The organism is Polaromonas vacuolata (assembly GCF_012584515.1).
Classification (GTDB): Bacteria; Pseudomonadota; Gammaproteobacteria; order Burkholderiales; family Burkholderiaceae_C; genus Polaromonas; species Polaromonas vacuolata.
Window position 1 is genome coordinate 962,989 of the sequence record NZ_CP051461.1, and the last position, 12,986, is coordinate 975,974.

Here is a 12,986-nt window from a genome sequence, read left to right on the forward strand (position 1 = left end):
CTCTATGAACATTCCTGAAAATTCGCAGCTAGGCAAAACCTCTGCCTATATCGACCAATACGACGCGTCCTTGTTGTTTCCCATACCACGCGCGACCAAGCGTGCCGAAATCGGTCTAACCGGCAGCACGCCGTTTTTTGGCGCTGACATGTGGAGCGCATATGAGCTGAGTTGGCTAAACCTACGCGGTAAACCGCAGGTAGCATTAGCCCACATCACCGTGCCATGTGAGTCACCCAATATCGTCGAGAGTAAGTCTTTCAAGCTCTATCTCAACAGTTTTAACAACAGCCGTTTTGCCGATGCCAGAGACGTACGTGAACGCATACGTGCCGATATCAATGCCGCTGCCGGCGCCGGTGTGGGGGTTAAAACTTTGGGGCCAGAGCTATTTGACCGCGAGCCGATTCACGAGATGGATGGCTTGAACCTAGACCGTCTAGACGTCGAGTGCATGCACTTCACGCCAGCGCCAGAGTTGTTGTTCGCCGAGTTCGACCAGCCGCCGGTAGAAGAAACCTTGACCAGTAATTTACTTAAAAGTAATTGCTTGGTGACCGGCCAGCCGGATTGGGCCAGTGTGCAAATACGCTACTCAGGATCGCAAATTAACCAAGAAGGCTTGTTGCAATACTTGGTGAGTTATCGCAATCACAACGAGTTTCATGAGCAATGTGTCGAGCGCATATTTATGGATATCTGGACCCGTTGCAGGCCCTTAAAGCTATCAGTTTATGCGCGCTATACACGGCGTGGCGGGCTAGACATCAACCCGTTTCGCACCAGCCACCCGCAAGGTTTACCGGCCAATATTCGTACGGCGCGGCAATAAAAAAACAAAGGGCTAACTAATCAATTACCAATTGCAAATTGGCGATCAACCAGTTAGCCCAGAGACTAGTCGCAAAGTGTTTGCGACTAGTTAGCAGATTAAGTCAACGCTTAAATTAATAAAACGCCTGCAAACCGGTTTGTGCCCGACCCAAAATCAAGGCATGCACATCGTGTGTGCCTTCATAGGTGTTAACTGTCTCTAAGTTAATCATGTGGCGAATTACATGGTATTCATCATGAATGCCGTTGCCGCCGTGCATATCGCGCGCCATGCGTGCAATGTCCAAAGACTTGCCGCAGCTATTGCGTTTGACCATGGAGATCATCTCTGGCACATCGCGGCCTTCGTCCATCAACCTGCCTACGCGCAAGCACGCTTGCAAACCGAGCGTGATTTCGGTTTGCATATCGGCTAATTTTTTCTGTATCAACTGGTTTTGTGCCAACGGACGGCCAAACTGAATCCGGTCCATGGTGTAGTTGCGGGCGCGGAACCAGCAGTCTTCTGCTGCACCCAATGCGCCCCAAGAAATGCCGTAGCGGGCTTTGTTCAGGCAGCCGAATGGACCTTTAAGACCTGACACATTCGGCAGTATGTTGGCTGCTGGCACGAACACATCGTCCATCACGATTTCGCCAGTGATGGAGGCGCGCAAGCTCATCTTGCCTTCGATTTTTGGCGCGCTCAGACCCTTCATGCCTTTTTCTAAGATAAAGCCGTGAATGCTTTCTTGACCGCCGACTTTTCCGTCTGCGTCTTCAAGCTTTGCCCAAACCACAAACACGTCAGCAATCGGGCTGTTGGTAATCCATATCTTGGCGCCGTTCATGATGTAGCCGCCATCGACCGGCTTGGCGCGGCTAAGCATGCTGGCTGGGTCTGAGCCATGGTTTGGCTCGGTCAGACCAAAGCAGCCTACCCATTCGCCGGTAGCGAGTTTTGGCAGGTATTTTTGGCGTTGGGCTTCGTCGCCATAGGCGTGAATCGGGTGCATGACCAGCGAGCTTTGCACGCTCATGGCGCTGCGGTAGCCGCTGTCAACACGCTCGACTTCGCGCGCCACTAAACCGTAGCTCACATAATTAAGACCAGCGCAGCCGTAGCCTTCAATCGATGAGCCCAAAAAGCCCATGGCGCCGAATTCATTCATGATTTCGCGGTCAAAGTGCTCATTGCGCGCGGCCATTAAAACCCGGGTTTGCAAACGCTCTTGGCAAAACTCATGGGCTGCGTCAACGATGGCACGCTCGTCGTCGGTAAGCTGCTCGGACAACAAGAACGGGTCTTGCCAGTTAAATTTTTGTTTGACGTTGGTTTTCATATCTTGCGTCTCTTTATGAAGTTGTAAACATTGTGTGATCAAAGTGTAGGCGCTTGTTGTCCATATCACTTAATAATTGTTATTTTCCGCTGGCAATGAATAGTTGTCTAATATCGTTTAACTAATTGACGATACATTTTTTATATTTATGGAGTTGTCATGGAATTTCGTCATCTGCGCTACTTCTTGGTTCTAGCGGAAGAACTTCACTTCGGCCGAGCTGCGCGACGCTTGTCCATGTCGCAACCGCCGCTCTCGCTCAATTTGCAGCAATTAGAAAGCGCAGTAGGCGCACAACTGCTGACGCGTAACAGCAAGTCGGTGCAACTGACTGCCGCTGGCCGTGCTTTTGTGCCAGCCGCACGCGCACTACTAGAGCAAGCCGAACAAGCGGCTGCCTTAGCGCGGGACGTGGGTTTAGGCATGGCCGGCAACTTACGTATAGGCTTTGCCGGTACCTTGCTCTACAGCGGTCTGCCCGAAATATTAGCGCGCTTTCAGGCAAAGCACCCTTTGCTGCGGGTGATGCTTAAAGAGTTGAGTTCTAGCGAGCAACTCATAGAAATTGCACACGACCGCTTAGATTTAGGCTTTGTCCACACCACCCGTGTGCCGCCAGAGTTAAGCCAAATACTAGTGGCCAGCCAAGCTTTTGTTTGCTGTTTGCAGCAAGGTCATGCACTGTCGCGCAAGCGTCAGCTGCCTTTGAAAATGCTCGAAGGTCAGCCGTTTGCCGTGATCTCGCGTACCGCCTCGCCGGACTACCATGACCGCATCTTGGCGAGTTGCGCAGATGCCGGATTTAAGCCCGAGATTCGCTACGAGTTGCAACACTGGCTGAGCGTTGCCTCCTTGGTGGCGCAAGGAATGGGCGTGGCGTTAGTGCCTGAGGCGCTGCGTCAGTCGCGGATTGCGGGCGCAGTTTTCGTGCCTTTGGCAGCGGCTTCCCCCTCTGCCTCTGGCGAGCCAGTCAATCCAGCCGTCAGTGCTTATGAGACCCATTGTTTGTGGAAAACTGGTCGCGAAGACGCCGCCTTGGCTGCTTTTGTAGCGGCAGTACGGTCTGCTTCTGATGGGATTAAGTTAATGCCGAGCAAAATGAAAAGTGTGAAAAACGATGCAAGGCTCGGGTGATGAATTTTTTAAACCAACTCAAGTTGTGGGCTAAGAAAATAAAACGCGATGGTTTAACGCTTTGGTTTGCCTTGAAAAATCCTGACACACCTTGGTTTGCCAAAGCTTTAGCGGCATTGGTGGTTGCCTACGCGCTTAGCCCTATCGATTTAATTCCTGACTTTATCCCCGTGCTTGGCTACCTAGATGATGTGATTTTGTTGCCGCTGCTGATTTGGCTGACTATCAAAATGCTGCCGGCTACGGTGCTGTGCAGTTGCAGAGAAAAAGCCGATGAATGGATTGCTTCCAAAGCGGCGAAACCCAAAAGTACGCTGGGCGCGGTTTTAGTCATAGCCTTGTGGATGGCGCTGAGCTATGGGTTGTGGCGCTGGTATAGCCAGTGATAAGACTGAATTAGCTAGCTTGAGGATTAGGTTTTTTTGGCAAGGCGTTGACTTCAGGCCTAACTATTGACAGGTTCGTGGGTTGAAAATTAAGGCTTAAAGCGTTGCCACCACCTTGGGCTATGTAGGGTTCTGCCGTTAGCAAATTCAAGCCGGGTTAGAAACTTTATAAAAAACGTAATAAAAACCGTTATGTAAAACGTCACATGGGCGGGGCTATGAAAGGTTTAACACCATGCTTTACCCAGAGCGTGTCCATAGCGGCCAAAATGATTGTCCAAGACATGAAAGATGACTATGAATGAAATGCAAACCATCACCCTAGGCGGCGGCTGCTTCTGGTGCACCGAGGCGGTTTACGTCAAAGTACGCGGCATCACCGATGTGGAGTCAGGTTACAGCAATGGCCAATCTGCCCAGCCCTCATATGAGGCGGTCTGCACTGGCCGCACTGGCTGCAATGAGGTGGTTAAGCTCACTTACGATCCCGCTGAAATTTCTTTGAGCGAGATACTCGAGATATTTTTCGTCATCCACGACCCCACCAGCCTGAATCGCCAAGGCAACGACGCCGGTACCCAATACCGCAGCGGCATTTACTATTCCACCGATTTGCAAAAACAGCAGATAGATGCTTTTTTGCACATAGCTAGCCAAGACCACACATTTGAGAAATCAATCGTTACCGAAGTATTCCCCTTGGCCGACTACTGGCCGGCAGAGGAATATCACCAAGACTATTTCGAAAACAACCCCAGCCAAGGCTATTGCGCCTTTGTGGTCGGACCCAAGGTCGAGAAGTTTAGAAAAACTTTTGCATCAAGAGTGAAGGCTTAATTATTCAATTACTAAGCATACTTAGTTTTGCTTAGCGGCTTAAATAACTGGCCTAACTTGAGCTAGTCAGCTCGTTCAGTTAGTTCAGTTTGAGCGCAAAAATTTTCTTGCGCTAAAGCTTAAAGGTAAGGCGTCGAGGCTTACGGCTCTTGCCAAAAGCTTTGACTTAAACCTTGATGAAAAACTTGACGAAAAACTTGACGGTAAAGTGGCGCTGTCGAACGAATTAAACCGACTTTTTCTGCGCCGCATCCAAACCCAACGCGCTAGTGTCTAGTGCGCCGTGGCCCGCCGCTATCAATTGGTCCATGCGTGCTGCAATGCCGGGTAATGCTGACATCGGTCGGCCGTCAACTGCTTCCAACATTAGGCCAACATCTTTGCGTGCCATTGCCAATTCAAAGCTAGCGTTGAAGTCGCCGCTAGCCATATTTTTTCCGCGTATTTTGACCATGCCATTAAGGTCTAACCAGCCCAAAGTGTCCATCGCATCAGCGCCGTCCACACCGCTGGCTTGGGCCAATGTCAACACATCAGCCATCACGCCGACTAAGCCAATGATGGCGGCATTGCCAAACAATTTGTGGGCGGCAGCTAGATCAGCTTGCTCGCCCAGATATTGAAGCTTGGAAGTCATTGCGGCCAACGCATCTTGCACGCTTTCAAACAAATCTTTAGGTCCTGCAACCATGATCACGCCCTTGGCTGCACGCGCTGCGGGTGGGCCCATAAAGACTGGGCAATGCAGGTAATTAATGCCCTCGGCCTGCAGACGTTTTGCCCGCGCCAAAGTCAATGCTGGCAGGGTAGTGCTGTGGTCAAGCAATACCGCGTTGGGTAGCAGACCTGCGCGGGCTGCTGCAATGACTTCTTCAACCACTGCATCGTCTTTTAATACCATGTGCACCCGCTCTGCACCCTTGACGGCCTCAGCCGGTGTGGCGGCTGGCGTGATGCCAAACGCGGTCAATGCTTTGAGTTTGTCTTGTGAACGGTTCCAGGCCGTGACCTGGTCGCCGCGCTTGGCAGCAGCTTCAGCAAAAGCGCTGCCTAAAAGTCCACAACCGAGATATGCAATTTTTGCCATGATGACACTTTATAAAAAAAAGTCAATTCCTGCGCCGCGTTTATTGGTGCGGACAGCTACCGAGCCGATTGGCCGGTGTTAAAAATCATCTTAACGTCTGCATGCTTTTGCTGCTCTGCGCTAACTTTTCTCTGCGTGATGCCAGCAAAATATTTCGCTAGCGATTAGACGTATAAGAGTGCCATGCATTTATCAAAATTAATTGACGTCAACGCTGGCTCAAATACCATCACCGACTTGGGCGCTGATGCGCTGTCCGAGGCCATTCATGCTAAGGCCGTGTCTTGCCGCGAGGTTATGCAGGCTTATCTAGACCGTATCGCGCGGGTCAATCCTCACGTCAATGCCATCATTAATTTACAAGATGCGGATAGCTTGTTAGCACAGGCGGATGTGCGCGACGCGCAGCTCGCCAATGGTCACAGCATGGGCTGGATGCACGGCATGCCGCAGGCCATTAAAGACCTTGCCATGGTCGCCGGCATACCTATGACGCAGGGCTCGCCGCTGCTAAAAAATAATATTCCTAGTCAAGACTGTTTGATGGTCGAGCGCATGAAAGCCGCCGGCTGCATAGTGATTGGTAAGACCAATACGCCCGAGTTTGGACTTGGCTCACACACTTTTAACCCGCTGTTTGGGGCGACCCGCAATCCCTATGATTTAGGAAAAACCGCTGGTGGCAGTAGTGGTGGTGCGGCCGTGGCCTTAGCGTGTCGCCTGTTACCAGTGGCCGATGGCAGTGACTTCATGGGCAGCCTGCGCAATCCTGCGGCTTGGAATAATGTTTTTGGTATGCGGCCTAGTCAGGGCAGGGTGCCGTCTTGGCCGGCGTCAGATGCGTATATTGCCCAGCTATCGACCGAAGGGCCGATGGGACGCAGCGTACGCGACATCGCCATGCTGCTGAGTATTCAGGCCGGTTACGACACCCGCGCGCCGCTGTCCTTAGGCAGTGATGGTCGGCAATACAGCGCGCCTATTGCCGGACCGGCTCAGCCTTGGCGCATCGGTTGGTTGGGTGACCTTGATGGCTATCTGGCTATGGAAGATGGCATTTTAGACAGTTGTAAAAGCGGTTTGAATCGCTTAGAGGGCATTGGCTGTGTGGTGGATAGTTTGCCTTTAGGCACGGCGCCTGCGCCGATTTGGCAAGCCTGGCTGGTGTGGCGGCGCGCACTGGTGGCATCGCGCTTACTGCCGTTTACGCAAACGGCTGAGCAACGCGCTTTGTTAAAACCCGAGGCTTTGTGGGAGTGCGGTCAAGCTGGCGAATTGAGCGCCGCACAGTTGTTAGCGGCCAGCGCCCAACGCACAGCTTTTTACAACCATATGTGCAAGTTGTTTGTACGCCATGACTTTTTGGTTTTACCAACTGCTCAAGTCTGGCCGTTTGAAGTTAGCCAACACTGGCCAAAGCGTATTGGTGAGCGTGAGATGGACAGCTATCACCGCTGGATGGAAGTGGTGATTTACGCGACTTTTGCCGGCCTGCCTTGCATTAATGTGCCGGTAGGCTTTAACGCGCAAGGCTTGCCAATGGGTATGCAAATCATAGGTCGGCCGCGTGGTGATATGTCTGTATTGCAATTAGCCCATGCTTACGAAGCAGTCGCGCAAGACTTGCTGGCGCGCAGGCCAGCGGAGTCTACTTTTTCAGCGCAATAAATCAGGCGCGGATTCAAGCTTGAAGTGCAGCCGCGCATTTTGTGGAAACATGGCTTTGAGCGCGTCTGCGTCCATTTCGGCTTTAAATTAAAGCGTGACCTGAGTGCTTAGTCGCGCTGCGCTGCAGGCCTGTCGCTGATTTCGTCGAGCAGGCGTTTGACGTGCGTCAGACGATCCCATGGAGAGAGGCCCAGTGCGTAAGGCTACATGCGCGCCCAACCCCAAACAGCATATCGACCTATTTGTATTTGTCGCCATGCTTGTTAAATAAAAGTGCACGGGTAGGAATACAAAAATATTTACTCAAACTGAGTGCATCTGTCTGTTGATGAATAATAAGTATGCATACCTTGTGTTAGCCTCCCGGCTTATTCTTACAACAAGAGGTATCGATTTATGAGTGCTGGCGCTAGCCACAAGGGCAACACAGGCCACGAAGATTCCGCTGAAGTCTCCGCGGTCTACGCCAAAGTTACATGGCGACTAATTCCGTTTCTTTTTCTTTGCTACATCGTCGCCTACCTAGACCGGGTTAACGTTGGTTTCGCCAAACTAACCATGCTCTCAGACCTCAATTTGAGTGAGGCAGTCTACGGTTTAGGCGCGGGTATTTTCTTCGTGGGTTATTTTCTTTTTGAAGTGCCTAGCAACATCATCTTGCATAAGGTTGGCGCGCGCCGCTGGATTGCGCGAATCATGATTACTTGGGGCGTGATCTCGGGTTGCATGATGTTTGTGACCAGTGAATGGTCTTTTTATATATTGCGTTTTTTGCTCGGTATTGCTGAAGCGGGATTTTTCCCCGGCATTATTTTGTATATCACTTACTGGTTTCCCGCTGACCGCCGCGGAAAAATCACCACACTATTTATGACCGCTATTCCGCTGGCCGGTGTGGTGGGTGGACCGTTATCGGGTTGGATTTTGCAGAGTATGGACGGCACCATGGGCTACGCCGGCTGGCAGTGGTTGTTTGTGGTCGAAGCAGTTCCTTCCGTCATCATGGGCGTGCTGGTCTTGGTGTTGATGACCGATGGCATTTCACATGCGAAATGGCTTAACCCGCGTGAAAAGAAAATTTTGCAAGACCGCATTGATGCTGATGGTCAAGACAAGCAAGATCACTCGATTAAGAAAATTTTCACCAGCTTGATGATTTGGCGCTTTGCACTGATTTATTTCTGCTTCGTCATGGGTCTGTATGGGATTGGCTTTTGGTTGCCTAGTTTGATCAAAGGCATGGGTGTTGCTGGCGCGCTGGATATTGGTTTGCTGTCTGCGATTCCCTATGCAGTAGCAGTCGTTGGCATGGTCTTGGTTAGCCGCAGCGCCGACAAGCACAGCGAGCGCCGCTGGCATGTGGCCATCCCGGCTGTGCTGGGCGCTATCGGTTTAATTTTAAGTGTGCTGCTGCACGGCAATGCAGTGCTTTCCATGGCCGCACTAAGTCTGGGCACCTTTGGAATTTTGACCTCGCTGCCATTGTTTTGGAGTTTGCCAACTGCATTCTTGCGCGGTACAGCGGCCGCGGCCGGCATTGCGCTGATTAACTCGCTGGGTAATTTAGCCGGTTTCGTCAGCCCATTTTTGATTGGCGTGATCAAGACCCGTACCCAGAGCACTGACGCTGGCATGTATATGCTGGCGGCTTCCTTAGTCGTGGGTGCTTTGCTGACGCTGAGTATTTCCGCCAAGTCGATAGCTGAGAAAAAGTAACCGTCAACCTAAACCTCAGTTAATAAAACCTTAAAACGGATCAGCTAAAAACTGATCCGTTTTTTTTTTATGCTTTATTGAGCGGCTTTTTTTGCACTTTTATTGCTGCGGTAAATCAGTACCAATGCCAAGCTCAGACAAACCATGGCGGCGATCCGGCTGTCCGACAGTGCAATCGCAGGGTTGCCCAACCAGCCAAAATTATCTATCAGCATGCTCATGCCAAGCTGGCCGACAATTGCGGTCACAGTCGCGGCTGCCGTGCCAATACGCGGCACAGCTGCCACCATTGAGACCATGTAGACCACGCCAAACAGCGCGCCCATTAACTGCCATTTCGGCACGCTCAGCAGATTTTCGGCATGCGGTGGTTCAAAAAAGAAAACCAGTAGCGCAGTGATGACCGCGCCGACTATAAAAGTTAAAAAGCTAGAGCGTAGTACGCCGACTCGCTGGCCAAGACGGCCATTGATGGCGGCTTGAATGCTCAGTGCCACGCCGGCAGCAACCACTAGTGCGGTGAGAATTAATTCGCTCATTGCGCACCGCCTGCAATTAACACCAATGCGGCGACGATGAGTGCCAGCGCCAGCAAGCGCTCAGGCCCGACCCGCTTATGTGCCGTGCCTAGCCAGCCGAAGTGGTCAATCAACAAACTCGCGCCGACTTGGCCCGAGAGTATGGCAACCATGGTCATACCAATGCCGATATAGGGTGTGGCCACTGTCAGTACCACCACATAAATAGGGCCGAGCAGGCCACCTAATAGTTGCCAGCGCGGTAACTCTTTAAAAGCTGGCCCGTCTTTGGGTCCAAAAAACAGCAGCAGCAAACCGAGTAAGGCGCTACCTACGCCGAAGATGCTCAGCGTCGCCCAGAGGTGACCAACGTCGTTGCCAAGCGGGCCGAGTAAACCGGCCTCGACCGACAAGCCCATACCGGCAAATATTACCAAGGGTAAAAGTAAAAAATTCAAACTCACAAAGAACATCCTGACTTACAAAACAATTAAATAACTGGCAAGAGGTCGATTCTGATCGCTTTCGTCATATGAATAAACGGCACAATCGCCATAACACTTGTGAGGAAATTGCATCAATGGAGTCGTACTTTGGATAAATTTAATGACTTGAGCATCAAGACTTTGCGCTTGTTTGTGGCGGTCTTGAACCACGGCAGCTTTTCTGAGGTGGCACGTCAAGAGGGTATTTCTCCGTCCTCCATCTCACGTCAAATTCAGCAGATGGAGGCGGCCTTGGGTCAGCAGCTTTTTTACCGGCATACGCGCGCGGTCAATGCCACTGAGGCGGGTCGCTTGCTGGGCTTTCACGCGCGCAAAGTGTTGGCGCAACTGGCTGAGGCGGGGCTGGCCTTGCAAGAGCAGGCTAATCAGCCCAGCGGTCAGATACGTATCAATGCGCCGCTGGCTTTTGGACAACTCCATATCGCGCCGCATCTGGCTGAACTGTGCCAGCTCTATCCGCAATTGAGCATAGATTTGCAGCAGACCGACAGCTTCGTAGACCCATTGCTGGCGGCAGAAGATTTGTTGTTTCGAATTGGCGTGCTCAATGATTCGGGCATGCAGGGCCGAATCTTAGCGGCACAAAACTATAGGCTCGCGGCCAGCCCGACCTATCTCGCTAAGGCTGGCGTGCCGCTAACACCGGAACAATTACAGCAGCATCAATGCTTAATTTTTAAGGGCGACCATGGACCGCAGCGTTGGTTTTTTCGCTATCCCGGTCAAGACTGGACGGCGCACGCGTTGCGCGGACCGTTGCAAGGCAATAACGCAAAAACCCTTACCCAAGCAGCGTTAGACGGCATGGGCTTGGTGATGTTTCCAACTTGGTTGATCGCTCAAGCTTTGCGTGATGGCTCTCTGGTGACGGTGCTGCCAGACTACGCGGTATCCAACAGCCTAGAGCAGCAACAAATCGCAGCGCTTTATCCCGGTGGGCGTCATCTCTCGCTCAAGGTTAGAGCCGTGATTGACTTTTTTGTCGCTAAATACGGCTCGCCCGCTTACTGGGATGTGGGCGGTTTTTAGCTTGTAGTTGCTGGGCTTAAAAATTCACGTTGTCGCGGCCCTTGAGGTTCAAAATCTCACGCGCCTCATCCGGCGTAGCGACTTCCAGGCTTAACGCATGAATCATGGCGACGGCGCGCTTGACTTGATCGGCATTGGTTTTTGCCAATTGTCCCGGGCCGTCCCAGAGCGAATCTTCCAGCCCAACCCGCAGATTGCCGCCCATGGCCAGCGACTGCGCAGCGATAGGCATTTGGTTGCGACCTGCGCCCAGCACTGACCAAACGTAATCGTCACCAAACAGCCGGTCCGCCGTGCGCTTCATGTGGGCTACGTCCTCGGGATGAGGGCCAATCCCGCCCAGCAATCCAAACACCGATTGAATTAAAAACGGCGGCTTGATCAAGCCGCGTTCAATGAAGTGGGCGGCGGTGTAGAGGTGACCTATGTCGTAGCATTCGATTTCAAAGCGCGTGCCGTTGTCAGCGCAGCTCTCCAAAATATGCGCGATGTCTTTGAAAGTATTTTTAAATACTCTGTCATCGCTGTTGGCCAAATAGGGAATTTCCCAATCGTATTTGAAGTTTTTAAACCGCTCCAACATGCCGTACAAACCGAAGTTCATAGAACCCATGTTGAGTGATGCAACTTCTGGCTTGTAGGTATGCACAGGCACCAAGCGTTCAGCAACCTGCATAGTCGGTGCGCCGCCTGTGGTGATGTTGATGACTACATCGGTGGCGGCTTTTATCTGCGGCAAAAAGTCTTTGAATAACGCCGGGTCTTGTGAGGGTGAGCCGTCTTCTAGTTTGCGTGCATGTAAATGCACAATGGCGGCACCGGCTTGGGCCGCACCAATCGCCGCGGCGGCGATTTCTTCACTGGTAATGGGCAGGTAGGGCGACATTGACGGCGTATGTATGGCACCGGTTACTGCGCAAGTAATAATGACTTTTTTAGATTTCTTCACGGCTTGTCTCCTTGGTTTTTTATTAAAAAATAAGTTTGGTTTTAGTTTGTCTGATTGCGTTTGTGCGCCACCAAAGCCATTAGCCGGTTGTCGCGCCAGCGCGTGCGTTCCGCCAATTCGGCGGCTGATAACTCTGAGCGCCGTTCAGCTTCAAGCTTTAGCAGCACTGCGTTTTCCCATTCGTTTGGCAACTGCGCTTTGGCGACATTTTTATAGGTCGGCCCATAACGCTGGGCATAGTCAATCACGCCGCCGGGCGCATTTAAATCAATGGTTTCAAACGGCCCCATAAAAGCCCAACGCAGACCCAGACCGTCTTTCATGACCTTGTCCAGATCGGCTGCTGAGGCGTAACCCTCGGCATATAAATTGAGTGCCTCGTTAAGCACCGCGCCTTGAATGCGGTTGAGCAAAAAGCCGGTGATCTCTTTTTTCAGCAGTACCGGTGTTTGGCCCGCTCGGCTGTAGAGGTCGTGGGCTCGCTGCACAGCCGCCTCTGAAGTCCAAGGCGCTGGCGCAATTTCAACCAAAGGCACGAGGTAGGGCGGGTTGACCGGATGGCCCACTAAGATGCGGCCCTTTCCGGCTAAATCGGCAGAAAACTCTGACGCCATTAACCATGAGGTTGAGCTAGCCAAAATCGTCTCCGGCCCACAAAGCGCATCAAGCGCAGCAAATATTTCGCGCTTAGCTTCAATCGTTTCGCGTATGTTTTCTTGCACCAGCGCAGCGCCTTGAACCGCTTCAGCCAAACTGCTTGCGATGCGAATACGCGCCAACACACTAGCCGGCGCTTCTTCAATTAAGCCGTGTTCGGCTAAGTCGCTGATGTTCTCTAGCAGCAATGCTTGGCAGTCAAGCAGCGCTTGTGGTGCGGCGTCGTAAAGCCCTACCTCGCAGCCCGCGCGTGCAAACACAATCGCCCAAGCACGGCCGATTAAGCCGGCGCCAATGATGGCAATTTTTTCGTTCATGTGGTTTGTCCCTTTGTTGCCAAAGC

13 protein-coding genes are annotated in these 12,986 nt (G+C 52.0%); 7 read left to right on the forward strand and 6 right to left on the reverse strand.

Annotated features, from left to right (window positions below; translation table 11 throughout):
* Positions 1–4: 4 nt before the first annotated feature.
* Positions 5–832 carry an NADPH-dependent 7-cyano-7-deazaguanine reductase QueF gene (gene queF / locus HC248_RS04545; protein ID WP_168921469.1) on the forward strand — a complete coding sequence of 276 codons (828 nt, stop codon included), beginning with the start codon at positions 5–7 and terminating at the stop codon, positions 830–832.
* 115 nt (positions 833–947) lie between these two features.
* On the opposite strand, the gene HC248_RS04550 is transcribed toward queF, so the two are convergent.
* A complete protein-coding gene (locus tag HC248_RS04550) occupies positions 948–2,156 on the reverse strand; it encodes an acyl-CoA dehydrogenase (protein WP_168921470.1) in 1,209 nt (402 codons plus the stop codon).
* Positions 2,157–2,315: 159 nt separating this feature from the next.
* On the opposite strand from HC248_RS04550, the gene HC248_RS04555 reads away from it, so the two are divergent.
* From HC248_RS04555 to msrA, 3 genes are all read left to right on the forward strand, one after another.
* Entirely contained in the window at positions 2,316–3,290 is a 975-nt protein-coding gene (locus tag HC248_RS04555; protein ID WP_168921471.1) for a LysR family transcriptional regulator, read from the forward strand.
* Entirely contained in the window at positions 3,290–3,676 is a 387-nt protein-coding gene (locus HC248_RS04560) for a YkvA family protein (protein WP_168921472.1), read from the forward strand. The genes HC248_RS04555 and HC248_RS04560 overlap by 1 nt, the downstream gene beginning before the upstream one ends.
* A 297-nt stretch (positions 3,677–3,973) precedes the next feature.
* Positions 3,974–4,513 carry a peptide-methionine (S)-S-oxide reductase MsrA gene (gene msrA, locus HC248_RS04565; protein ID WP_168921473.1) on the forward strand — a complete coding sequence of 180 codons (540 nt, stop codon included), beginning with the start codon at positions 3,974–3,976 and terminating at the stop codon, positions 4,511–4,513.
* 226 nt (positions 4,514–4,739) lie between these two features.
* Here the strand turns inward: msrA and HC248_RS04570 are convergent, their stop codons facing one another.
* Positions 4,740–5,600: an NAD(P)-dependent oxidoreductase gene (locus tag HC248_RS04570; RefSeq protein WP_168921474.1), complete on the reverse strand. Its 861-nt coding sequence runs from the start codon at positions 5,598–5,600 to the stop codon at positions 4,740–4,742.
* A gap of 183 nt (positions 5,601–5,783) precedes the next feature.
* Between HC248_RS04570 and HC248_RS04575 the strand changes: the two genes are divergently transcribed.
* Positions 5,784–7,268 (forward strand): amidase, encoded by a 1,485-nt coding sequence (locus HC248_RS04575; protein WP_168921475.1) that lies wholly within the window; start codon positions 5,784–5,786, stop codon positions 7,266–7,268.
* A 396-nt stretch (positions 7,269–7,664) separates the two neighbouring features.
* Positions 7,665–8,984 carry an MFS transporter gene (locus HC248_RS04580; protein ID WP_168921476.1) on the forward strand — a complete coding sequence of 440 codons (1,320 nt, stop codon included), beginning with the start codon at positions 7,665–7,667 and terminating at the stop codon, positions 8,982–8,984.
* A gap of 74 nt (positions 8,985–9,058) precedes the next feature.
* Here HC248_RS04580 and HC248_RS04585 read toward each other — a convergent pair whose 3' ends face one another.
* Together HC248_RS04585 and HC248_RS04590 are read right to left on the reverse strand one after the other, a co-directional pair.
* A complete protein-coding gene (locus tag HC248_RS04585; RefSeq protein WP_168921477.1) occupies positions 9,059–9,523 on the reverse strand; it encodes a DMT family transporter in 465 nt (154 codons plus the stop codon).
* Complete coding sequence (locus HC248_RS04590; RefSeq protein ID WP_202882417.1) at positions 9,520–9,966, reverse strand: DMT family transporter; 447 nt, start codon at positions 9,964–9,966, stop codon at positions 9,520–9,522. Before HC248_RS04590 ends, HC248_RS04585 begins: the two co-directional genes overlap by 4 nt.
* Positions 9,967–10,095: 129 nt before the next feature.
* Here HC248_RS04590 and HC248_RS04595 point away from each other — a divergent pair, with 129 nt between their 5' ends.
* The gene (locus HC248_RS04595; RefSeq protein WP_168921479.1) at positions 10,096–11,037 is read left to right on the forward strand and encodes a LysR family transcriptional regulator; all 942 of its coding nucleotides are present in this window, start codon (positions 10,096–10,098) and stop codon (positions 11,035–11,037) included.
* A gap of 16 nt (positions 11,038–11,053) precedes the next feature.
* On the opposite strand, the gene kce is transcribed toward HC248_RS04595, so the two are convergent.
* Positions 11,054–11,986 carry a 3,5-dioxohexanoate:acetyl-CoA acetone transferase gene (kce, locus tag HC248_RS04600; RefSeq protein WP_168921480.1) on the reverse strand — a complete coding sequence of 311 codons (933 nt, stop codon included), beginning with the start codon at positions 11,984–11,986 and terminating at the stop codon, positions 11,054–11,056.
* 41 nt (positions 11,987–12,027) lie between these two features.
* Entirely contained in the window at positions 12,028–12,960 is a 933-nt protein-coding gene (locus HC248_RS04605) for a 3-hydroxyacyl-CoA dehydrogenase (protein ID WP_168921481.1), read from the reverse strand.
* Positions 12,961–12,986 lie beyond the last annotated feature (26 nt).